The 21,577-nt window shown below is 73.6% G+C and carries 21 protein-coding genes; 13 read left to right on the forward strand and 8 right to left on the reverse strand.

Going from position 1 to position 21,577, the window contains the following annotated elements; genetic code table 11:
* Nucleotides 1–22 precede the first annotated feature (22 nt).
* A complete protein-coding gene (locus LO772_RS21265; protein ID WP_231773626.1) occupies nucleotides 23–787 on the reverse strand; it encodes a class I SAM-dependent methyltransferase in 765 nt (254 codons plus the stop codon).
* A gap of 312 nt (nucleotides 788–1,099) precedes the next feature.
* On the opposite strand from LO772_RS21265, the gene LO772_RS21270 reads away from it, so the two are divergent.
* On the forward strand, nucleotides 1,100–2,698 hold the full coding sequence (locus LO772_RS21270) for a cellulose binding domain-containing protein (RefSeq protein ID WP_231773627.1): 1,599 nt from the start codon (nucleotides 1,100–1,102) through the stop codon (nucleotides 2,696–2,698).
* A gap of 34 nt (nucleotides 2,699–2,732) precedes the next feature.
* Here LO772_RS21270 and LO772_RS21275 read toward each other — a convergent pair whose 3' ends face one another.
* Entirely contained in the window at nucleotides 2,733–3,587 is an 855-nt protein-coding gene (locus LO772_RS21275; RefSeq protein ID WP_231773628.1) for a transglutaminase-like domain-containing protein, read from the reverse strand.
* Between the two features lie 69 nt (nucleotides 3,588–3,656).
* A complete protein-coding gene (locus LO772_RS21280; RefSeq protein WP_231773629.1) occupies nucleotides 3,657–4,718 on the reverse strand; it encodes a GNAT family N-acetyltransferase in 1,062 nt (353 codons plus the stop codon).
* A gap of 194 nt (nucleotides 4,719–4,912) precedes the next feature.
* On the opposite strand from LO772_RS21280, the gene fdxA reads away from it, so the two are divergent.
* Both fdxA and dapC read left to right on the forward strand, forming a co-directional pair.
* Complete coding sequence (gene fdxA, locus LO772_RS21285) at nucleotides 4,913–5,233, forward strand: ferredoxin (protein ID WP_231773630.1); 321 nt, start codon at nucleotides 4,913–4,915, stop codon at nucleotides 5,231–5,233.
* Between the two features lie 104 nt (nucleotides 5,234–5,337).
* The gene (gene dapC, locus LO772_RS21290) at nucleotides 5,338–6,393 is read left to right on the forward strand and encodes a succinyldiaminopimelate transaminase (protein WP_231779651.1); all 1,056 of its coding nucleotides are present in this window, start codon (nucleotides 5,338–5,340) and stop codon (nucleotides 6,391–6,393) included.
* A 163-nt stretch (nucleotides 6,394–6,556) separates the two neighbouring features.
* Here dapC and LO772_RS21295 read toward each other — a convergent pair whose 3' ends face one another.
* Nucleotides 6,557–7,294 carry a hypothetical protein gene (locus tag LO772_RS21295; protein WP_231773631.1) on the reverse strand — a complete coding sequence of 246 codons (738 nt, stop codon included), beginning with the start codon at nucleotides 7,292–7,294 and terminating at the stop codon, nucleotides 6,557–6,559.
* Between the two features lie 191 nt (nucleotides 7,295–7,485).
* Nucleotides 7,486–8,403: a hypothetical protein gene (locus LO772_RS21300; RefSeq protein WP_231773632.1), complete on the reverse strand. Its 918-nt coding sequence runs from the start codon at nucleotides 8,401–8,403 to the stop codon at nucleotides 7,486–7,488.
* Nucleotides 8,404–8,427: 24 nt separating this feature from the next.
* On the opposite strand from LO772_RS21300, the gene dapE reads away from it, so the two are divergent.
* From dapE to LO772_RS21315, 3 genes are all read left to right on the forward strand, one after another.
* Complete coding sequence (dapE, locus tag LO772_RS21305; protein ID WP_231773633.1) at nucleotides 8,428–9,504, forward strand: succinyl-diaminopimelate desuccinylase; 1,077 nt, start codon at nucleotides 8,428–8,430, stop codon at nucleotides 9,502–9,504.
* Between the two features lie 312 nt (nucleotides 9,505–9,816).
* Complete coding sequence (locus tag LO772_RS21310) at nucleotides 9,817–10,587, forward strand: TIGR00730 family Rossman fold protein (protein ID WP_231773634.1); 771 nt, start codon at nucleotides 9,817–9,819, stop codon at nucleotides 10,585–10,587.
* Between the two features lie 266 nt (nucleotides 10,588–10,853).
* Nucleotides 10,854–12,272, forward strand: a complete 1,419-nt coding sequence (locus tag LO772_RS21315; RefSeq protein ID WP_231773635.1) for an alkaline phosphatase PhoX — start codon at nucleotides 10,854–10,856, stop codon at nucleotides 12,270–12,272.
* Nucleotides 12,273–12,518: 246 nt separating this feature from the next.
* Here LO772_RS21315 and folP read toward each other — a convergent pair whose 3' ends face one another.
* Entirely contained in the window at nucleotides 12,519–13,331 is an 813-nt protein-coding gene (gene folP, locus LO772_RS21320) for a dihydropteroate synthase (protein WP_231779652.1), read from the reverse strand.
* A gap of 292 nt (nucleotides 13,332–13,623) precedes the next feature.
* Between folP and LO772_RS21325 the strand changes: the two genes are divergently transcribed.
* Both LO772_RS21325 and LO772_RS21330 read left to right on the forward strand, forming a co-directional pair.
* Nucleotides 13,624–14,076, forward strand: coding sequence for a DivIVA domain-containing protein (locus LO772_RS21325; RefSeq protein WP_231773636.1), 453 nt, complete (start codon nucleotides 13,624–13,626; stop codon nucleotides 14,074–14,076).
* Nucleotides 14,073–14,711: a DNA-3-methyladenine glycosylase I gene (locus tag LO772_RS21330; protein ID WP_231773637.1), complete on the forward strand. Its 639-nt coding sequence runs from the start codon at nucleotides 14,073–14,075 to the stop codon at nucleotides 14,709–14,711. Before LO772_RS21325 ends, LO772_RS21330 begins: the two co-directional genes overlap by 4 nt.
* Nucleotides 14,712–14,750: 39 nt before the next feature.
* Here LO772_RS21330 and LO772_RS21335 read toward each other — a convergent pair whose 3' ends face one another.
* The gene (locus LO772_RS21335; protein ID WP_231773638.1) at nucleotides 14,751–15,539 is read right to left on the reverse strand and encodes an enoyl-CoA hydratase-related protein; all 789 of its coding nucleotides are present in this window, start codon (nucleotides 15,537–15,539) and stop codon (nucleotides 14,751–14,753) included.
* Between the two features lie 325 nt (nucleotides 15,540–15,864).
* On the opposite strand from LO772_RS21335, the gene LO772_RS21340 reads away from it, so the two are divergent.
* Nucleotides 15,865–16,044 carry a DUF3117 domain-containing protein gene (locus tag LO772_RS21340; RefSeq protein WP_231773639.1) on the forward strand — a complete coding sequence of 60 codons (180 nt, stop codon included), beginning with the start codon at nucleotides 15,865–15,867 and terminating at the stop codon, nucleotides 16,042–16,044.
* 229 nt (nucleotides 16,045–16,273) lie between these two features.
* Here LO772_RS21340 and LO772_RS21345 read toward each other — a convergent pair whose 3' ends face one another.
* A complete protein-coding gene (locus tag LO772_RS21345; protein WP_231773640.1) occupies nucleotides 16,274–17,041 on the reverse strand; it encodes an O-methyltransferase in 768 nt (255 codons plus the stop codon).
* 208 nt (nucleotides 17,042–17,249) lie between these two features.
* On the opposite strand from LO772_RS21345, the gene sigE reads away from it, so the two are divergent.
* The 4 genes from sigE (at nucleotide 17,250) to LO772_RS21365 (ending at nucleotide 21,504) form a co-directional block, all read left to right on the forward strand.
* Nucleotides 17,250–17,906 (forward strand): RNA polymerase sigma factor SigE, encoded by a 657-nt coding sequence (gene sigE / locus LO772_RS21350; RefSeq protein ID WP_231773641.1) that lies wholly within the window; start codon nucleotides 17,250–17,252, stop codon nucleotides 17,904–17,906.
* A gap of 63 nt (nucleotides 17,907–17,969) precedes the next feature.
* On the forward strand, nucleotides 17,970–18,626 hold the full coding sequence (locus tag LO772_RS21355; protein WP_231773642.1) for an anti-sigma factor family protein: 657 nt from the start codon (nucleotides 17,970–17,972) through the stop codon (nucleotides 18,624–18,626).
* Between the two features lie 299 nt (nucleotides 18,627–18,925).
* Nucleotides 18,926–20,653: a trypsin-like peptidase domain-containing protein gene (locus LO772_RS21360; protein ID WP_231773643.1), complete on the forward strand. Its 1,728-nt coding sequence runs from the start codon at nucleotides 18,926–18,928 to the stop codon at nucleotides 20,651–20,653.
* 440 nt (nucleotides 20,654–21,093) lie between these two features.
* Nucleotides 21,094–21,504, forward strand: a complete 411-nt coding sequence (locus LO772_RS21365; protein ID WP_231773644.1) for a sec-independent translocase — start codon at nucleotides 21,094–21,096, stop codon at nucleotides 21,502–21,504.
* The last annotated feature ends 73 nt before the right edge of the window (nucleotides 21,505–21,577 follow it).

Consider the following 21,577-nt stretch of genomic DNA (forward strand, 5'->3'; position numbering starts at 1 on the left):
ACGCTACCCCGGGGGTAGGGGGTCATCGGCGTACGGCGGCGAACCGCAGGCGTGCGTAGTCCCCGTACCAGATCCCGTCGGGGCCCAGCAGCCGGTCGCGGACGAGTTCGTCGACGCGGGCCAGCAACGGCCCGTGCACGTCGGCGGGGAAGGCCGCCAGCACCGACGGGCCGAACATGCGCCACCAGTCGGCGGCCGTGTCGCCGGGGGCGAAGGCGGTGGGGCGGGCGAAGTACGCGGTCGTGCGGACCTCGAACCCGGCGTGTTCGAGACGCGTGGCGTATTCGGCGGTCGACGGGAAGTACCACGGCGGTTCGACCCGTACGTCGGGCGCCAGTTCGGCGCCGGCGTCGCGCAGCCCCTCGATCAGGACGGCCACGTTGCGGCTCGCGCCCATTTCCGCGACGAAGCGCCCGCCGGGAACCAGTGCGGCGTGGACGCGTGCCAGGACGTCGTCGGGCCGGCGCATCCAGTGCAGCGCGGCGTTCGAGAAGACCGCGTCGAACGGCGCGTCGACCGTGAAGGCGTGCCCGTCGGCCACCGCGAACGTCGGACCCCCGGGCGTGTCCCCGTACTTCGCGACCGCGGTGCGGATCATCGCGGCGTCCCCGTCGACGCCGTGCACGACCACCCCGTCCGCGGCGATCGCGGCGGCCAGGTCCCCGGTGCCGCACCCGAGGTCGAGCACGCGCTCGCCGGGTCGGGCGCTCAGCAGTTCGACCACATCCCGGCCGTACGCGGAGACGAAGGAGAAGTTGTTGTCGTACTGCATCGAATTCCAGGTCATACCGGGAATCATAAGGGTCGTGACCATCATTCGAGACTCATTTCTCGTTATATGAGACAATGGATCTTGCCGGAAGGGGGAACCGACCCGGCCTATCGGGCGTTCCGGTTACGGGTGGCATCCGAGCGAGTAGAGTCCTTGCGCCACGGACGGCGACCCCGACGACCGACGGAAACCGCACGTGGCTTCGGGAGCCAACCCCCCGGATCTGTGCAGCACTTCGGAGGCAGGGCCATGGGGCTGCGCCGCGCGACCGCGCCGAGGAGACAGCCGACGCCGGGCCGGCGTCTCCGAGACCGTTTGCGCGGGCGCGTGCGCTGGGCGATCACGGCCGCACTGCTCGCGGCGATGCCCGCGGTGCTCGTGGTGCTGCTCGCGGACGACGGCGCACCGACCCGCCTGACCGCCGAATATGTGCGCACCGGCAGCTGGGACACCGGTTTCAGCGCGCAGTACATCGTCCGCAACACCGGCGACGAGACCGCGCACGGCTGGACGCTGCGGTTCCGGCTGCCGCCCGGCGGTGAGATCACGTCCCTGTGGAACGGGCGATCCAACCGCGACGGCAACCACTACACCATCCGCGACCAGGAATGGAACCGCGACCTGAGACCCGGCGAAAGCGCCGTGGTGGGATTCGAGGTCCGCCGCGTCGACCCGGCCGCCATGACCTCGACCGCGCAACCCGTCGAGTGCACCATCAACGGCCGCGCCTGCGAGGCCGTCGGTGCGGTCGGCGCCGCCACCGGCCGAGGCACCCCGTCCGGCACCCCGGCCGCGAGCGCCCCGCCGCCTGCCGAGGCCGGAGCGGAGGAACCCGGCCCCGAGGCGTCCGACCCCGCGACAGGAACCACCCCCGCGCCGCCGTCCGCCGCCGTCACGCGGCCCGGCGCCGAGGGCTCGCCCCCGGCCACCGGGCAGAGCACGGGGCACGCGGCGACGCCGGTCCGCCCGTACGTCAATCTCGCGGCCCCCGGCTCGTACGATCTCGGCGCGGCCGTCCGCGTCACCGGGGTCACCGAGTGGATCTTCGCCTTCGTCGTCGACGGCGGCGACTGCCGGCCGACATGGGGCGGCGGCATCCGGCTCGACGACCCCGCCGTGGCGCAGCGGTTCGCGGAACTCAAGGCACTGGGCGGCGAGGCGGCGATCTCCTTCGGCGGCGCGGCCGGCACCGACCTCGCCGTCGGGTGCGCGACGCCCGAGGCGCTGGCCGCGGCGTACCGGCAGGTCGTGGACGCCTACCAGGTCACCCGGATCGACCTCGACGTGGAAGGCCGCTCGCTCGGCCGCCCGGACATCGTCGAACGACGCAACCAGGCACTGCTGCTGCTCACCGACGGCATCGCCCGCGACGGCCGCGAGCTGGAGGTCACCTACAGCCTGCCGGTGCTGCCCACCGGCCTCGGCGGCGACGCGACGGCCCTCCTGCGCGACGCCGCGACCCGCGGCGTCCGCGTCGACGCGGTCAACCTGCTCGCCCGCGACTACGGGCCCGCCAACGCCCCCGACCCCGCGGGCCGCATGGGACGCTACGCCACCGACGCGGTCCGCGCGGTGCACGGGCAGATCCGCGAGCTGTGGCCGACGCTGACGGACAATCAGGCGTGGCGCATGCTCGCCGTCACGCCGATGATCGGGGTGGACGACGTCCCCGGCGAGGTCTTCACCCTCGACGACGCCCGCGAGTTGGCGCGCTTCGCGAACGAGCGGCATCTCGGCCGCATTTCGTGGTGGTCCGCGGCCCGCGACCGAGCGTGCCCGACCCCGAACGCCTCCGCCGCCGACCCGGGGTGCAGCGGAGTCGCGCAGGAACCCTACGCGTACCTGCGGGCCTTCCAGTACGGGCAGCGGCAGCCCGGTACGCAGACCCCGGGCCCGTCCGGTGAACCCTCCCGGACGCCGCGCTAGTTCGGCCCGGACACCGGTTCCCCCGGACGCCGCGCTAGTTGAGCCGCGACCGCGCCTCACGCGCCTCACGCCGCACCGTCTCGGCGAGTTCGCCGTCGATCGCGCCCACCAGGTCCGCGAACTCCTCCAACTCCGCGGCACCGCCCGGGAAATCACCCGTCAGCACGAGTAACGTCCCGTGCTCCCGGCGCAGCGCCGCCGGATGGCGCGGCAGCAGCAGCGACAGCTCGACGGCCCACAGCCGCGTCCACGCCCGCTCCGGCGCCTGATGCGGATTCTGCGCCCAGGCACGGATGTTGGTGAGGACCCGCAGCAGGACCGCGGTCGGATGCGCGGGCAGCAGCAGATGCGGGTCGTCCGGCGAACCACCCGCGCTCAGCGCGATGCCCCGGGCGTCGTCAACGGTCAACAGGCGACCGCCGTGGAACGGGTCCGCGAGGACGAAGTCGCCTTCGGGATCGCCGATACCGACGACGAAGTGCCCCGGCAGCGCGACGCCGTACACCGGGATGCCCGCGCGGCGGCCCACCTCGATCCACACCACCGACAACAGGATCGGCAGACCGCGCCGCCGCCGCAGCACGTGGTGCAGCAGCGACGACCGCAGATCGGCGTAGTCGGCCTCGGCGCCCCCGAAGCCGGCCCGGGCGCCCAGCACCAGCGCCAGGATCGCCGCCGCCCGCGCCGGGGCCGTCGTCTCCGCGGGCTCGGTCAGCTTCGCCGCGACCGCCCGGGCCAGCCGGTCCAGTTCGGCCCGTCCGAGCCTCGTGTCCAGCTCCGGGTCGTCCTCGGCGCCCATCAGCAGGCACGCCTCGGCGAGGTCCACGGGTTCGGTGCGCACCACCTCCGCGAACCGCCTCCGCCGGGCTTCATGACTCGGGTCGTTCAACCTCACGGCTCCCTGCGATCGGGGTGTCCGGATGGGCAGTTGGTACGAGTCGGGGCGGCCGGACCCGCCTCACGCCTTCGGGTGGCACCGGTACCGGTACCGGTGGTGGTCGGTGAACCCCAGCCCGTCGTACAGCCGCAGCGCGTCGCCGTTGTCCGCTTCGACCGCGAGCAGCGCCGTCGTCGCCCCCGCACGCAGCGCGTGATCCGTCAGCGCGGCCATCACCGCCCGCGCGAAACCCCGGCGCCGGTACGCGGGATCGGTCTCCATCGCGGTGAAACTCGCCACCCGCAGCCCCGCGCCGCCGGGCCGCGCCACCGCACCGAGGTCGACGCTCACGCGCCCGATCGCCACCGGAACCGCCCGATCGGGCACGCGGACCGCGGCGAACGCGTGCCGCACGACCGCGCCGGAGCCGCTCGTGCCGCCCGCCGCGCCGACGCCGCCCAGCACGGCCCGCGCCGCCGCGGCCCCGCGCCCGGACGACAGCGCCCGGTTGTAGCGGGCCAGCCACGCGTCGTCCGGCAGGTCCGGTCCACCCGGGCCCGCCGACCCCTCCGCCACGACCACGTCCACCGCCTCCGGCAGCGGCCCGACCCGGTCCCGCACCGCCGCGAGCCGTGCGGTCCGCACGAGGGTCAGGGCTTCGGCCGCCCATCCCGCCCCGGCGAGGAAGACGTCCGCGTCCGAGCCCTCGGGCACCTGGAAGTACGTGGGCAACTCCCGTGCGGCATACCATTGTTCCGCGTACTCGACAGCCTCGCCGAGCGGGATGCCGGGAGCGCCGAGCGGCAGCACCGAGTTCGCCCGGCGGGTGAAACCGCCCGCCGCCCGCAGACGCCATCCGCCCAACTCGGCGTACTCCGTCGCCGGCCACGCCCGGTCGCCCACCGCCTGGAGAACGTCGACCGGCAGCGCCGACGGGCCGCGCACCGGAACCGGCGGCACGACCTTGCCCGCGACGAGAGTCCGCTCCGCCACGCGCGTCACCGAGCCATCTTTTCGGGTGATCGTGAGGACCCCGTCGGCCCAGGCGGTCAGCTCGCCGATGACGTCGCCGTACACCGCCCGGGAGCCCCCGGGCCCGTCGTCCGGCGCGATATTGCGGCGAACCGACACCCTTTTGCCCACGTCTTCCGGTGTGATCCGGTTCACCTCGTCCGCCCCCTGCCGACTGCCGAACTGAGACGTAGATCTCTGCTGATGTGGGGCCGCTAGGAGTTAGCCCCGGACCACCGCGATACTAGTGACGGGCATCGACGTTGCCGCGCTCCCGCGCACCTGTAACGACCAAAGGCGGATCCCGCCATGAGGAGGAATCCCACGTGACGTACGTCATCGCGCAGCCCTGCGTCGACGTGAAGGACAAGGCTTGCATCGAGGAGTGCCCCGTCGACTGCATCTACGAGGGCGAGCGGGCGCTGTACATCCACCCCGATGAGTGTGTGGACTGCGGCGCGTGCGAGCCGGTATGCCCCGTCGAGGCCATCTTCTACGAGGACGACGTGCCCGAGCAGTGGAAGGACTACTACAAGGCGAACGCCGAGTTCTTCGACGACCTCGGATCGCCCGGCGGTGCCTCCAAGCTCGGCCTGATCGACAAGGACCACGCGCTCATCGCCGCCCTGCCTCCGCAGGGCGAATGACCGGCGTGAGCACCGGGCACGACCGCGCCGCGCCGCCCACCCCCGCCCAGGGGTGGGCGGCGCGGCGTGTCTCCGCACGTCTCCCGGAGTTCCCCTGGGACCGCCTGGACGGCGCCAAGGCGACCGCCGCCGCACACCCGGACGGCATTGTCGACCTGTCGGTCGGCACACCCGTCGACCCGACCCCGGACCTCGTCCGCGACGCGCTCGCGGCGGCCGGCGACTCACCGGGCTACCCGCTCACGTACGGTACCCCCGCGCTCCGCGAGGCCGCCGCCGCGTGGCTGCGCCGCCGCCTGGGGGTGACGGGGGCCGATCCCGCCGCCGTGCTCCCGGTCATCGGCACCAAGGAACTCGTCGCCGGACTGCCGTCCCAGCTTGGCCTCGGCCCCGGCGACAAGGTGGTGCATCCGGCCCTCGCGTACCCGACCTACGACGTCGGCGCCCGCCTCGCCGGTGCCGAGCCGATTCCCGCCCACGACGACGAACGCCCCGGCCCCGACGGCGTGCGCCTCGTGTGGATCAACTCGCCCGCCAACCCGCACGGCGCCGTGAAGACCGCCGCCGAACTGCGCGAACTCGTCGCGTGGGCGCGGTCGATCGGCGCGCTGCTGGTCTCCGACGAGTGCTACGTCGAACTGGGCTGGGACGCCGAGCCGGTCTCCGTGCTGCACCCCGACGTGTGCGGCGGCTCGCACGACGGCCTGCTCGCCGTCCACTCGCTGTCGAAACGCTCCAACCTCGCGGGCTACCGCGCCGGGTTCGTCACCGGCGACCCCGCGGTGGTCCGCGAACTCCTCGCCGTACGCAAGCACGCCGGCATGATCGTGCCGGGCCCCGTGCAGGAGGCCATGCGCGTCGCGTTCGGCGACGACACCCACGTCGCCGCCCAGAAGGCCCGGTACGCCGCACGCCGGGCCCAACTGCGCGACGCCCTGGAGTCGGCCGGGTTCCGCATCGACCACTCCGAGGCGAGCCTCTACCTGTGGGCGACCCGCGACGAGCCGTGCTGGGACACGGTCGCGTGGCTCGCCGACCGCGGCGTGCTGGTGGCCCCCGGCGAGTTCTACGGCACCGCGGGCGCGCGGCACGTGCGCGTCGCCTTCACCGCCACCGACGAGCGCGTCGCGGCGGCCGTCGCACGGCTCAAGGCGGCCTGACGACGCGGCGGCGCCCGCGACCCCGAAGCGTCCGCCGCACCCCGGCGCGGCACCGGCCGGGTGGTCCACCACCCGGCCGGTACACACAGCCTCGGACCGTCGTCCGGGCCCGGCGGCGGATCGTCCCGCCACCCGGAGCCCGGCCCTCGGCTCACATCGACGCTCAGATCACGCGCGGCATCTCGCGCAGCGGCGTCGTGGCGCCCTCCACCGTCAGCGCGGCGTTGCTCACCACGTGGCGGCCCGTGGCGAGCGCCACGGCGCCGTCGGTCGCGGGCATCGCCGCGTTGACCGACTTGTCCGTCGCGTACCCGGTGATCGGCAGCGCCGGACCGACGCCCAGGGCGGCCGGGCGGACGACCTGCGCGTGGAGGCGCCGGGCGACCGCGTCGCCGCCGCGGACCGCCCGGTCGACGGACGGCGGCGTCGTGTCGGGGTGCGCGAGCGGCCCGGTGACCGGCTCGACCAGATCGGCCACACCCGGTTGCGTGGCGATCCGCTGGACCTTCCGCACCGCCGGGGCCTCCCGGAGGTCCGGCACCCGCGGGTGGACGCTGTCGAGCAGCGCGCCGACCGCGGGCCCGGCGGCGGTCGCGGTGTCGGTGACCCGGGAGGTGTCGGTGACGTTCGCCACCGCCCGCGGAACCGCGCCGGGGCGCGTGACCTGGTCCACCGCACCGTCCAACGGCACGCCCACCGCGGGGTGGAACGCCTCGGTGACGCCGTTCACCGAGAACGGGACCCCGGTCACGTCGGCCGGCGACGCACCGGGCAGATCGATCGGTTGATTCCCCAGCGGCACGCCGACGGCGTGCGCGGACGCCGCGCCCACGACGGGTGCGGCACCCGCGGCGACCAGCAGCGCGGCCTGGGCCACACGGCGCGGGAGAGTGCTCGACATCGCGTTCCTCAAATCCTTCGACAGGCGAGTGTGCGGGGCCGGCTCGGACGAACCGGGCACCGGGTATATCGGCGCGAGCCCGCGAAGGTTCCGGGAAGTACTCCGTCCGAGTGGTTGAATCTCCTCTTCCACACACATAGGGGACGCCGGCCGGGGGTACGCGGCGGGGTTCGCCGCCGCTCGCGGCGCGGTCAGTCCGCGACGCGGATCCGCACCACCGAGGGATCCGCCGCCGGCGCCTCGCCGCCCGCGACCCCCTCGGCCTCGCCGACGCGCCACCCCTTGCCGCTCTTGTCGCGCGTCCACACCTTGCCGTCGAACGCGATCTCGCGGATGCCCAGCTCGGAGGCCCGCGCGACCGCCCACGTGGCGATCGCCCAGCCCCGCCCGTCCGCGTTGCCGGGACGCACGGTCAGCAGACCCGGTGTCTCCTCGGTGATCGCCTTGTCGGTGAGCACCGGCGCGAACTCCTTGGTCAGCGACGCCCGCAGCGTGCCCGCGCCGGCCGCCGCCGGGGCGCCCTTCAGGCGGCAGCTCAGCGTCCCCGGCGTGCCGCCGGTCAGCGCGGCGGCCAGCGCCTGCGCCTCCGCCTCGTGCTGCGCGTACGCCTCGGGGTACGCGCTGCGCTGCACCGTCTGCGCCGCGACGGTCAACGGCAGTTCGAGGTAGTTCGGCACCTCGACCAGGCCGTCGTAGAACTTGCCGGCGGAGTACACCGGGTCCTGGATCTGCTCGGCCGTGCCCCACCCCTGCGACGGCCGCTGCTGGAACAGGCCCAGCGAATCGCGGTCGCCGTACGTGATGTTGAACAGCTTCGACTCCTGGATGGACGTCGCGATGGCGATCGTGACCGCGCGCTCGGGCAGCCCGCGGGCCTGGCCCACCGCGGCTATCGTCGCGGCGTTCGCCGCCTGGTCGGGGTCGAACTCCGCCTTGCCGTCCGCCGCCCGGACCGTGCACTCGTCGCCGCCGGGCACCCCGTCCGGCCACATCTTGACCACGACGACGGCGACCCCCGCGAACAAGCCGAGGACGACCAGCAGGGCGACCGCCCAACCGAGTATTCCGGACCGCTCCGTCTGCTCCGAACTGCGTTTTCTCTGACCCACACCCCGAAGACTATGGTGACCGGTATGCCTGCTGCTCTGGACTTGACCCGCGATGCCGCCGAAGTGACCGCGCAACTCGTCGACATCCCGTCGGTGAGCGGCGACGAGCGTGCGCTCGCGGACCTCGTCGAACAGGTGCTGCGCGGCCTCCCGCACCTGACGGTCGACCGCGACGGCGACGCCGTGGTGGCGCGCACCAACCTGGGCCGCGCCGAACGCGTCGTGCTGGCCGGGCACTTGGACACCGTGCCGATCGCCGACAACGTGCCCTCGCGCGTCGAGGACGGGCTGCTCTTCGGCTGCGGCACCTCGGACATGAAGGCGGGCATCGCGGTGAAGCTCCGCCTCGCGGCCCACCTCACACGGCCCAACCGCGACATCACGTACGTCTTCTACGACAACGAGGAGATCGAGGCGATCCACAACGGCCTCGCCCGCCTCTCCCGCAACCATCCCGACTGGCTGGCCGCGGACTTCGCGGTGCTCATGGAGCCGACCGGCGGCGTCGTCGAGGGCGGTTGCCAGGGCACGATGCGCGTGCGCGTGACGACCGCCGGGCTCCGCGCGCACTCGGCGCGTTCGTGGCTCGGCGACAACGCGGTGCACAAGGCCGCGCCGATCCTCGCGGCGCTGGAGGCGTACGAGCCGCGTGTGGCGGTCATCGACGGGCTCGAATACCGGGAGGGCCTGAACGCCGTCGGCATCCAGGGCGGCGTGGCCGGCAACGTCATCCCCGACGCGTGCTCGGTCACCGTCAACTTCCGCTTCGCGCCCGACCGTTCCGAGGCCGAGGCGGAGGCGCACGTACGCGAGGTCTTCGCCCCCGCGGTGGCGCGCGGCGCCACGATCGAGGTCACCGACTCCGCGCCGGGCGCGCTGCCGGGCCTGGGCCGCCCCTCGGCCGAGGCCTTCGTCGCGGCGGTCGGCGGCACGCCGCGCGCCAAGGTCGCGTGGACCGACGTCGCCCTGTTCTCCCGACTCGGCGTCCCGGCGGTGAACTACGGCCCCGGCGACCCCGCACAGGCCCACACCAGGACGGAGTACGTCGAGATCGCCGCGGTGGGCACGGCGGAGGAGCGACTGCTCGCCTGGCTCTCCTGACCGACGGGGGCGCGGCTGCGGCGGACGGCGAAAGCCGCCGGGACGGCCGCGAGGGCGGGCCGGGACAGCGGCTGCTCGCCTGGCTCTCCTGACCTCTGGGGCGCGAGTGGCCGTGGGGGACGGTGAATCCGTCGGTACGGCCGCGAGGCAAGAGCGGGGAGCGCCGGCTCGCCGGCCCCCGACCGACGGACGCCCGTGTGACCTCGGAGGAAGGTGAAACCCGCCCGACCACGCGGCCACGATCGGATGATGCGATCACGACGGTTGGGAAATTCCGCACGGCTGATCGTTTGTCGTGCCACTGTGGTCGGCATGGACACGCGCAACACGCCCGCAGAGCCCCCCGAGTTCGCCACGCCCGCGGAGGTCGCCGCGTCGCACCCCCTCGCGGTGCGCCACCTCGGCGCCGAGGCCTGGCGCGTCCTGCGCATTCAGTCGGAATTCGTCGAGGGCTTCAACGCCCTCGCCGAGCTGGACAAGGCCGTCGCGGTCTTCGGCTCGGCCCGCACCCCACCGGCCTCCACCGAGTACGCCCTCGGCGAGCAGGTGGGCAAGGCGCTCGTCGAGGCCGGCTACGCGGTGGTCACCGGCGGCGGTCCGGGGGCGATGGAGGCCGCGAACAAGGGCGCGCAGCAGGCCGGGGGCACCTCGGTCGGCCTCGGCATCGAACTGCCGTTCGAGCAGGGGCTCAATCCCTACTGCGACATCGAGCTGGTCTTCCGCTACTTCTTCGTCCGCAAGACGATGTTCGTGAAGTACTCGCAGGGCTTCATCGTGCTGCCGGGCGGCATCGGCACCCTCGACGAGCTCTTCGAGGCGCTGACCCTCGTCCAGACACGCAAGGTCACCCACTTCCCACTCGTGCTCGTCGGCCGCGACTACTGGTCCGGCCTGGTCGACTGGATCCGCGACCGCGTCGTGGCGCAGGCCAAGGCGTCCCCCAAGGACCTCGACCTGATCCACCTCACCGACGACGTCGACGAGGCCGTCCGGATCATCGTCGAGGCGGGTGCCGTCCTGGACGAGACCGAGGCCGCGGTGCGGCGCGCGAAGGAAGAGGCGGAGCGCCGCGCCGGGCGCTGAGCCGCACGAGCGTTCCGGACATATCACCTCCTTCTCGTCTCCTGTTCCCGCCCGGGTTCCCCCCTGTCCACGACCCCGCACAGGCGGTCACAACCCGGGCCAGAGACGGACGAACGGTCGTCTGACCGGCATCGGTCCGCCCCGCCGCGTTCACCTCGCGGACACCGCCGCGCGCGACTGTGAGTCGGCCGCCGCCGCAGTGCGTGGCGCGGCCGAAGGTGCGCGTGGCCTTCCCGCGCATCCGTCCTCTCTGAGCAGGAGAACCGATGTCGCTGTCCCGTAGAGGCTTCCTGGGCCGCTCCGCCGTCGCCGGAGCCGGTATCGCATTGGTCGGCAGCACGGAAATGCTTCTCGCCCCCGGCGCCTCCGCGGCCCCCGGCACGGGCAACGGCCACGGCAAGCCGAACCGCCCGGAATACGGCTACGGCCCGGTGGTCGCCGACCCCGCGGGAAAGCTGGCGCTGCCGGCCGGATTCTCGTACCAGATCGTCACCCAGGCCGGGGTCACCAAGCTGGAGTCCGGCCAGTTCACGCCGAGCAACCACGACGGTACGGGCGCCTTCCACCTGCCCGGCGGCGGCACCGTGCTGGTGAACAACCACGAGCTGGGCGCGTCGGCGGGCCTGGAGTTCCCGGTCCCGGCCCTCGACGGCTTCACCTACGACCCGGCCCTGGGCGGCGGCTGCACCGTCGTCGAGGTGGACAAGCACGGCCGGCGCACCCGTGAGTACGTCGGCGTCGCCGGCACCGCGAGCAACTGCGCGGGCGGCAAGACGCCGTGGGACACGTGGCTCACCTGCGAGGAGACCGAGACCCTGGCCGGCCAGAGCGGCGCGACCAAGGACCACGGCTACGTCTTCGAGGTCGACCCGTACGACCGCCGCGCCAACCGCGACCCCAAGCCGATCAAGGCCCTCGGCCGCTTCGCGCACGAGGCCGCCGCGGTCGACCCGTGGCGCGGCGACATCTACCTGACCGAGGACGCGGGCAACCCGAACGGCCTCTTCTACCGCTGGGAGCCGCCGCGCGGCTACCGCGGCGGTCGCGGCCGACTGGGCCGACTCGGCGACACCGACGGCACGTTCTCGGCGATGAAGTGCTTCGACGCCCGCGGCAACCACGTCGACGACCTGTCGCGCGCCACCGAGATCGGCACCCGGTACGACGTGAAGTGGATCGAGGTCCCGGACCGCGACGCTCGCACGACGTCCGTCCGCAAGCAGTTCACCAACAGCGACATCACCCGCGGTCGCAAGATCGAGGGCATCTGGTGGGGCAACGGCGGCGCGTACGTCGTCACGAGCTTCGCGCGCGCCGAGAGCCCGGGCACGCCGCACGACGGCCAGGTCTGGTTCTACGACCCCAACCGCCGCCGCATCACGCTCAAGCTGCGGTTCGGCGTCAACCCCACGCCGGACGTCGACGGCCCGTTCGACGGCCCGGACAACATCAGCGTCTCGCCGCACGGCGGCGTCATCCTCGCCGAGGACGGCGAGGGCGTGCAGCACCTGGTCGGCGCGACGAGCGACAACCGCTCCTACCCGATCGCGCGCAACGACCTCAACGACAGCGAGTTCACCGGCCCGACGTACTCGCAGAACGGCAAGATCCTGTTCGCGAACATCCAGACCCCCGGGATCATGTTCGCGATCACCGGCCCGTGGCGCCACCACAGCGAGCTCTGACCCGCCCGTCGGCCGTCCGCGACGGGCGATCCCCGACGCGTGACCGCTGAACCGCGGCGACCCGGTGGGACGGACGCGCCCCGCACCCCCGTGGCCCGCCGCACCCCGTGACCGCCCGGCCGACGACACCCGGGCGGTCACGGGCCGCCGCAGCCCGGCGAAGACCCGGCCGGGGACGAGGAAGGCCACCTCCTCGCCCTCGGCCGGGTTCCGCCGTCGCCCGGCTCCCGCCGTCGGGAGGGCCCGCTACGCCAGCGCCCGCCGGGCGACCGCCGGTTCGCGCCGCCCCTGGATGGTGGCGACCATGTCGAGGATCTGCCGCGTCTCGTGCACCTGGTGCACGCGGTAGACGCGCGCCCCGAGCCACGCAGAGACGGCCGTGGTCGCCAGCGTGCCGAGCAGCCGCCCGTCGACGGGCGCGTCCAGCGTCTCGCCGACGAAGTCCTTGTTCGACAGGGACACGAGGACCGGCCACCCCGTCTCCGTCATCTCGCCGAGCCTGCGCGTGGCCTCCAGCGAGTGGCGGGTGTTCTTCCCGAAGTCGTGCCCCGGGTCGATGATGATCGCGTCACGCCGCACGCCGAGTGCCTGCGCGCGTTCCGCGAGGCCGACCGTGACGTCCAGGATGTCCGCCATGACGTCGTCGTACCCCCTGCGGTGGGGGCGGGTGCGCGGGCGGGCGCGTCCCGCGTGGGTGCACACGATGCCGACCCCGTGCCGCGCCGCGACCTCGGCGAGCTTCGGATCCACCCCGCCCCACGCGTCGTTGAGCAGATCCGCGCCCACCGCGCACACGGCCTCGCCGACCTCGTGGCGCCACGTGTCCACGCTGATCACCACGTCCGGATGACGCCGACGCACCTCGGCGACGAACGAGACCGTGCGCCGCATCTCCTCCGCCGCGTCCACCTCCGCGCCGGGCCCCGCCTTGACCCCGCCGATGTCGACGATCGCGGCACCCTCGGCGACCGCGCGTTCCACCGCCTCCAGCGCCGGACGGTCGTCGAACGTCGCGCCCTTGTCGAAGAACGAGTCGGGGGTGCGGTTGACGATCGCCATGATCACGTGGTCGTCGTCGCCGAACTCCCGCGTGCCCAACCGCAGCGTCCCCACCGTTGCCTCCACTCCGCCCGGGAGCCCGAGCTGTCCGTGTCCGGGCCCGCCGCGTGCGCGTACGGTCCCCCGCGTGCCCGGTGCCGCGCCGCGCGCTCGCCCCGCCGCACGCGACCGCGGGGGTTCGCGCCTGGGGGGCGACGGGCCGGACACCACCTCCTTAAGATCGTGGCACGATCGTCCCGTGCGCGGCCGACAGGGGCCACGTAGCCACGGCGCCGACAAGGGGAGAGCTTCCGTGTTCTGGATCCAGCTGGTCGTCGTGACCGCCGTGGTCTTCGTCGTGGCCGCCGTGGTGCTCGGCGCCGGCGGATCGCTGCCGGAAGCCCACCAGGACCGCCCCGATATGTCCCCCGCGCCCGACCGCCCGCTGACGGTCGAGGACATCGACCGCGTCCGGTTCCCCGTGGTGCTTCGCGGCTACCGGATGAGCGAGGTCGACTACATGCTCGACCGGCTCACCGCCGAGCTGTCCGCACGGGACGCACGGATCATGGACCTGGAGTACCGCCTCGCCGGTGTGCTCCCGCCCGGCGTCGCCGCCCCCGGGACGCTGCCGCAGCCGAACCCCGGCGGTGCCACGGAGCACGGCGTCACCCTCACCAAGGCGGTCCCGCCGCCCGCCGGGGACGCCGACGCGCCCCGCGAGGCCGGGTGGGGTTCGGACACCGCGGGGGAGGAGCGGGCATGACGGCCGACGCGGAACTCGGCACGGCCCCCGGCACGCCGGCCGACCCCGAGCCCGGGGGCACCGTCGCCGGCCCGGACGGGCTGGCCCGCTGCCCGTGGGGGATCAGCACGCCCGACTACGTCACGTACCACGACACCGAGTGGGGCGTGCCCCTGCACGGCGACGACGAGCTGTTCGAGCGCCTGTGCCTGGAGGCGTTCCAGTCCGGTCTGTCGTGGCTCACGATCCTCCGCCGCCGCGACGGCTTCCGCGCGGCGTTCGACGGGTTCGAGATCGCCAAGGTCGCGGAGTACGGCGACGAGGACGTGACGCGCCTGTTGGCCGACACCCGCATCATCCGCAACCGCGCCAAGATCGTCGCCGCCGTCGCCAACGCCCGCGTCGCCCGCGACCTCCCGGGCGGCCTCGACACGCTGATCTGGTCACACGCCCCGAACCCGGTCCCGCCGCGCCCGGCCCCGCGCACCGTCGCGGACGTCCCCGCGGTCACCCCGGAATCCGAGGCGCTCGCGAAGGACCTCCGCAAGAAGGGGTTCAAGTTCGTCGGCCCGACCACGGCCTACGCGATGATGCAGGCCTGCGGCCTGGTCGACGACCACCTCGCCGAATGCCACGCGAGGCGCCGGCCGGTGTGAGGGGCGCGGTGTCGGAGTACGACCACGCCCCCCGTCGGCTCACTTGCCGGTGTACTCGGGCTTCCGCTTCGCCAGGAACGCGTCGACCGCGATGCGGTGGTCGGCGGACTTGCCCACCTTCATCTGGAGTTCGTCCTCCTTGGCGAGCGCGTCCACGATCGACGTGTGGGCCGCGTACGCCAGCGACTCCTTGATCGCGCCCAGTGCCACCGTCGGGCCGTCGGCCAGCTTGCGGACCAGCGCGCCGGCCGTCGCCGCGAGTTCGTCGGCGGGTACGACCCGGGTCGCGAGGCCGAGTTCCAGGGCCTTCGCCGCCGGAACGGTCTCCGGCAGCATCAGCAGCTCGGTCGCGCGGGCGTGCCCGACCAGGCGCGGCAGCGTCCACGACGCGCCCGAGTCCGCGGTGAGCGCGACGCCCGCGAACGCCAGGTTGAAGCCCGCCGTGTCCGCGACGATCCGGAAGTCGCACGCGAACGCGATCGCCGCACCCGCGCCGGCCGCGACGCCGTTGACCGCGGCGACCACCGGCTTCGGCATCGTCGTGATCGCCGTCACCAGCGGGTTGTAGTGGTCCTTGACCGTGGCGAAGGTCTCCTCGGGGCTCCGGTCGAGCAGCTCGATGTGTTGCCTGAGGTCCTGGCCGACGCTGAACGCCCGCCCGGTTCCGGTCAGCAGCACCGCCCGCACCGCGTCGTCGCCCGCGGCACGCACCAGGGCGTCCCGCAGCGCGACCTTGGTGTCGGTGTCCAGCGCGTTCATCGCGTCGGCACGGTTGAGGGTGATCGTCGCGACGCCCTCGGCAAGGTCGTACAGAACGTTGTCGGCCACGAAAGGTCTCCCGTCGGTGTGAGGACGCGGGCGGGTGTGCGCGCTCGCGAATGGACTCAGCATGCCGGACGGCACCGGGCGTTCCGTCGCTGCCCCGGGCCGGGCGCCCGGCACCCGCCACGTCGGCGCAGGTCGGGGCCGCGGGACGCGGATCCGAGGGGACAGACCGGGAATTACGCTCCCGAGCCGCCTTCGCTGACGGCTCTCCCTGACCGATGTTGCTCAAGACGCCGCCGAATGCGGGATAATGGGGCCTGATCAATGCGCTCGAAGACCGGTGGCCGGGTGAGCACCGGTGTGTCGATATGCAGGAAGGGGAACGAGCATGGCGGCCATGAAGCCGCGGACGGGCGACGGCCCGCTCGAGGTGACCAAGGAAGGGCGGGGCATCGTCATGCGCGTTCCGCTCGAGGGCGGGGGGCGGCTCGTCGTTGAGCTGACTCCCGACGAGGCGGGTGCGCTCAGCGAGGCGCTGGCGAACGCCACGGGCGCGAAGGCCTCCTGAGGAGGGCCCGCGGAACCCGGCGCCACCCTCGACCGAGTCGCGGTGAGCAGCGGCCCCGGCCGGTATGTGCTCAGAGAGTCCGGATCATGTGATCGGGACACATCTGTGAGAACGTACCGGCCGGGGCCGTCGTATGCCCGCGCACGGGCCCGCCTCGGGCGCGCAACGCGGCGCTCACCGCGAGTCCTCGCGCGCGTCGGCGTACGGGTCGGCGTGCGGGTCGGCGGGTTCAGCCGCGCCGGGCGGCGCACAGCAGGCCGTCGCCGACCGGCAGCAGCGCGGGCACCAGGGCGTCGTTCTCGCGCACCGCGCGCAGCAGCTCGCGCACGGCCTGCGTCTCGGGGTCGCGGTGCGCGGGGTCCGGCACGCGGTCGTGCCACAGCGCGTTGTCGAAGCACACGACGCCGCCCGGGCGCAGCAGGCGGAGCGCTTCGGCGAGGTAGTCGCCGTACTCGGTCTTGTCGCCGTCGCAGAACACCAGGTCGTAGCCGCCGTCCGCGAGCCTCGGAAGCACCTCGACCGCCCGGCCGGGGATGAAGCGCGCCCGGCCGCCGGAGAAGCCGGCCGCGGCGAAGGTCTCCTTGGCGATCCGCTGGTGGTCCGGCTCCAGGTCCACGGTGGTCAGCACACCGTCGGGGCGCATGCCGCGCAGCAGGTAGACGCCGGACACGCCGGTACCCGTGCCGATCTCGGCGACCGCGCGGGCCTCGGTGGCGGCGGCGAGGAAGCCCAGAGCCGAGCCGCCGCCGGGGCTGACCGGCACGACGCCGGCCTCCCGGGCGCGGTGGCGGGCCTGGATGAGGACGGCGTCCTCCCCGGCGTACGCCTCCGCGAACTCCCAGCGGGCCTGGCGGTTGCTGGAGATGGCTTCCTCCTCGCGTTCGGCCGCGTGGGACCCGCGACCTCCGATGGCGCAAGAGTAATGGAGCCCTTCGCGCGTCATCGCGGCGCCGAACCCCATCCGGGAACCACGCGCGGCCACCGCTCGTTGGTTCAAGCGGAACAGGAAAAAGCAGGTTCGAGGTGCCGAAGAGACGTTCGGAAGCACTTATCCGGGCTTAACAGGCAGGTTGTCTATGGTGGTGGCGCTACTCGAAAGAGGAGGTGTGGCAGTGGACGACCACCGCGAGGGACAGATCGCACCTCGCGATGGGGCGCCGATGCCAAATCACGTGGCCGAAGCCGCAAACGCAACCACCGATCGCATGACATCCCCCGCTCCCGCCGACACCAAGGCGGCGTCGGGGGCATTCGCGCAGCAGCCATCCGCGCCGGGCACGACCGCCCGACCGGGGGCCGACGCGTGGACCCCTCCGTCGTGGGAGGACATAGTCCGCACCCACTCGGCGCGGGTCTATCGCCTTGCCTACCGTCTGAGCGGCAACCCCTACGACGCGGACGACATCACGCAAGAGGTGTTCGTCCGGGTCTTTCGATCACTGTCGAGTTACACCCCCGGCACGTTCGAAGGCTGGTTGCACCGGATCACCACGAACCTGTTCCTCGACATGGTGCGCCGTCGTCAGCGCATCCGGTTCGAGAGCCTCGCCGACGACGCGGACGACCGACTGCCCGGTCGCGAGGTCTCCCCGGAGCAAGTGCTCGACGACGCGCGCCTCGACGCGGACATCCAGCAGGCGCTCGACGCGCTTGCCCCGGAGTTCCGCGCCGCGGTCGTACTCTGCGACATCGAGGGCCTGTCGTACGAGGAGATCGCCACCACGCTCGGTGTGAAATTGGGGACCGTTCGCAGCCGCATCCACCGCGGCAGGTCCCAGCTCCGGGCGGCGCTGCGGCACCGTGCCCCCCGGAGCTCCGTCGACAGCGGCGAGATCCCGGGGTGTGCGTCGGTGCAGAGATGAGGGCACCGTGATCGTTGGTTCGGCCGCCGGCAGGGTGGCAGGTCCGGCCGTGGAGGCGGGCCGGTGAATCACCCCGACGACAAGCTCGCCGCCTACGTGGACGGCGAGCTGGGGCATGGCGCCAGGGAGAAGGTCCTGGCGCATCTGGCGCAGTGCGCCGATTGCCGCGCCGAGGCGGAGGAGCAGCGGCGCGTCAAAGCCCTGCTCGCGAAGAGTCCCGAGCCCGGCCCTTCCGCGGATCTGATGAGCCGTCTGCTCGCCTTGGGGGCGGGCGGCGTCGACGGCCCCGGGCCCGGAACGATCGACGAGGACGTGGTCGCCCCTACGCGCTCCCGGGGGTCCGTTCAGCCGGTGAACCGCGGCGCGGGCACGGCCCGGCCCCGCGGCGGCGGAACAGGCCCGCGCGCGGGCCGCCCGAACAACCCGTCGGCGCGCGTCCGCCCGCCGGTGAGCAAACGCCGGCTCACCTTCGCCGCGGCCGGTGCGTTCTCGATGATGGCCGTGGCGCTGAGCAGCGCGGTGATCGCGGGCGGCCCGGCCAACGGATCCTCCGGACGCCCCGCGGCCCCCATCGTCGAGCGCAACCTCGTCGAGCAGGCGGGCACGGTCGGTGTCTCGCCCACGGTCGGGACGGTCACGGAGAGCCCGGCGATGCTCGCGGCGGGAGCCGCACGCCCGCTGTCGGCGGTGTCGCCGACGGGCGCGTCGGCCCGCGACTGAGCCCGGTCGCCGAGGGCGCCCCCGGCCCCGGCCCCGGCTCGGGGGATGGGCCGCTCCTCACGGCATTCCCGGCCGTTTCGGACAAGCCGACGCGTCGCCGGGAGGGCCCGCGCGTCGCGGTCGGCCGCGGTGACCCGGCTGTCGGTGATTCCGGGATACTGTGCCCCGCCGCGGGGCGCGACGTGCGTCGTGGGCCGCGCTGCGCACAGGCGTTCCGCCGGAGACACTTGTGCCCGTGACGGGACGCCCAGGGCGTCCCGCAGGATGAGGTGCGGCCAGGGCCGCGACGGAGGATCCGCATGAACCACGACCCCGGCGACGCCTCCCGAGGCGCCGACGAGGACCAGGGCGACGCACGCGCGAGGCCGGCCGCCCCCGGCGAGCCCTCGTCCGCGGCCGACGCGGCCTCGCGCGAGCCGGAGGACGCCGGGGGCTCTCGGCGCGGCGACTTTGGGGCGGAGCCCGGTGACGACGCGGTGGACGCCCGCGACACGCCCGGGCCGTCGTGGCGGCCCGCGGAGACGCCGCCGGGGATCGGGGAGGACGCCGTACCGGAGTCCGCGCGACCGACGGTGACCGGGCACGGGCACGACGCCGTACCGGAGTCCGCCGCCGAACCGGGCGACTCGCCTCGCGGCGACGCGGACGCCCATCCCGAGCCCGAGGCGCCCCGGGTCGCCCTGGCCAAGCCCGCGCAGGATGCCGTGCCGCCGCCCCCGCTGCCGCCGGCCGGGCCGCTGTGGGGCGGCCGGGACGCGGTACCGCAGCACGGACCGTCGTTTCCCGCGGGCGGTGGAGTGCCCGGGGCGTGGGGTTTCCCCCATCCCGCGGCGCAGCCCTACGTGCCGCCGTACGTCGGGACGCCGTACGCGATGCCCTACGCGGCCCCCGCCGAGCCCGAGGAACCGCGCGAGCCGGTGCGCTGGACGTGGCGTGCCGCCGCCGGTTTCGCGTGCATCGCGCTGGCGGCCGGGGCGCTCGGCGGCGGCATCGGAGCGTGGTCGGCGAACCGGGACGACCAGAGCGTGACGCTGAGGCAGCCCACGGCGTCGGCGCCGGAGCGGCCCCGCGACTCGGTGGCGGGCCTGGCGGCGACGACGCTGCCCGGCGTCGTCTACATCCACGCGTCCAAGGCCGGCCAACAGGCCACCGGCACCGGGTTCGTGCTGGACGGCAACGGCGACATCCTCACCAACAACCACGTGGTCGCGGACGCGGCCGACGGCGGGTCGATCCGGGTCGTGTTCAACGGCGGCGAGCAGGTCGAGGCGCAGGTCGTCGGGCGCGACACCGGCTACGACCTCGCGGTGATCCGCGTCCGGAACGTCAAGGGCCTGGTCCCGCTGCCGCTGGGCGACTCCGACGCGGCGCAGGTGGGCGACCCGGTGATCGCGATCGGCGCGCCGTACAACCTCGAAGGCACCGTCACGTCCGGGATCATCAGCGCGAAGGACCGCGCGGTGAGTGCGGGCGGGTCGGGCGAGGATGTGTCGTACATCAGCGCGCTGCAGACGGACGCGCCCATCAACCCGGGCAACTCCGGGGGGCCGCTGATCGACGCGTCGGGGCGGGTCATCGGCGTGAACTCGGCGATCCGGTCGGCGACCGGGGGCACCGACTCCGACCCGTTCGGCACCGGTACGGCGGGCAGCATCGGCCTCGGCTTCGCGATCCCGATCAACCAGGCGAAGCGCGTCGCCCAGCAGCTGATCGACGACGGACGCGCGGTGCACCCGGTGATCGGTGTGACGCTCGACACCCGGTATGAAGGCGTGGGCGCGCGCGTGGCCGACGGCGACAACGACGGGCACGCGCCGGTACGGGCCGGGGGCCCGGCGGACCGCGCCGGGCTGCGAGCGGGCGACATCGTCACCGCGATCGACGGCAAGAAGGTCGCCGACGCCAATGAGCTGGTCGTCGCGGTTCGCAGCCGGACACCGGGCGAGACCGTCCGACTCACCGTCCAGAGGGACGGCGGCGAGGTCACGCTGCCGCTCACCCTGGAGGCGGAGAACGGCAACGGGTAAGCCACCCCGGCACGGTGCCGCTCCCCCCGCCGCGTCTCGCGGTCGCGTGTGCTTGCCCGCCGCGGACCGGCCACGCGGCATCCCCGCGCCGCTCTCGCCGCGTCTCGCGGCGTGGCACCGCTCTCCGGGCCCGAGGCGTCGAATCGGGCGGCGGGACGGCGGCGTCGCTCGGCGGGGACGGCCCCGGACCACGGCCCCCCGGCCTCCGCACCGACTCCCACGCCGCCCCTCGCACCGCCCCCTCGCGCCGCCGCCGGGGATGGCCGACGGTGTGACGTCCGTGTGGCCCGGTGATGGCCGATCGGTCACATCTTCGGGCTGGTCGGACATTTCGTGCGGGTGGTGGGGAACCGGCACTGCCGGTCCCGCGTGGGGGCGGTTACTGTTGTCGGGGTCCGATCGGCCGATCGGCCGTAGGCGCGCTTGTCCGTGGAGTCCAGGTGTTCGACGTCGGTCCGTTGGAGATGGTCGCGCTCGTTGTCCTCGCGATCGTCATCTTCGGTCCTGACAAGCTGCCCAAAATGGTCGGCGAGGCGATGCGGACGATACGGAAGTTCCGGGAGTTCTCCACCAACGCGCGCTCGGACCTGAAGAAAGAGCTGGGGCCGGAGTTCGAGAACATCAAGTTCGAGGACCTCAACCCGAAGACGTTCGTGCGCAAGAACCTGATGGGCGACGATGACGACCTCGGGTTCAAGGAGCTCGGCGAGCTGCGGCATGATCTGACCAAGCAGCTCAGCCTCGATCACGACGACTCCGGCGCTGTCCGGCCGGTCACGCACCCGATGGAGAAGAACGGCTCGCGCGTGCAGCCGGGAGAGCGCCCGCCGTTCGACGTCGACGCGACCTGACGTCCGACGGGCCTGTTTCCCCGGCCCGGGAAAAGAAGCGGGTCGTGGGTGATTGCCGCCCCCGCACGCGGGC

Source organism: Yinghuangia sp. ASG 101 (assembly GCF_021165735.1).
Classification (GTDB): Bacteria; Actinomycetota; Actinomycetes; order Streptomycetales; family Streptomycetaceae; genus Yinghuangia.

Coding starts and splice junctions, on each gene's coding strand:
- LO772_RS21330 (WP_231773637.1), top strand. CDS start 14,073: ATGACGGCCGACGCGGAACTCGGCACGGCCCCCGGCACGCCGGCCGAC.
- LO772_RS21340 (WP_231773639.1), top strand. CDS start 15,865: ATGGCGGCCATGAAGCCGCGGACGGGCGACGGCCCGCTCGAGGTGACC.
- LO772_RS21265 (WP_231773626.1), bottom strand. CDS start 787: ATGACCTGGAATTCGATGCAGTACGACAACAACTTCTCCTTCGTCTCC.
- sigE (WP_231773641.1), top strand. CDS start 17,250: ATGACATCCCCCGCTCCCGCCGACACCAAGGCGGCGTCGGGGGCATTC.
- LO772_RS21315 (WP_231773635.1), top strand. CDS start 10,854: ATGTCGCTGTCCCGTAGAGGCTTCCTGGGCCGCTCCGCCGTCGCCGGA.
- LO772_RS21310 (WP_231773634.1), top strand. CDS start 9,817: ATGGACACGCGCAACACGCCCGCAGAGCCCCCCGAGTTCGCCACGCCC.
- dapE (WP_231773633.1), top strand. CDS start 8,428: ATGCCTGCTGCTCTGGACTTGACCCGCGATGCCGCCGAAGTGACCGCG.
- folP (WP_231779652.1), bottom strand. CDS start 13,331: ATGGCGATCGTCAACCGCACCCCCGACTCGTTCTTCGACAAGGGCGCG.
- LO772_RS21295 (WP_231773631.1), bottom strand. CDS start 7,294: ATGTCGAGCACTCTCCCGCGCCGTGTGGCCCAGGCCGCGCTGCTGGTC.
- LO772_RS21360 (WP_231773643.1), top strand. CDS start 18,926: ATGAACCACGACCCCGGCGACGCCTCCCGAGGCGCCGACGAGGACCAG.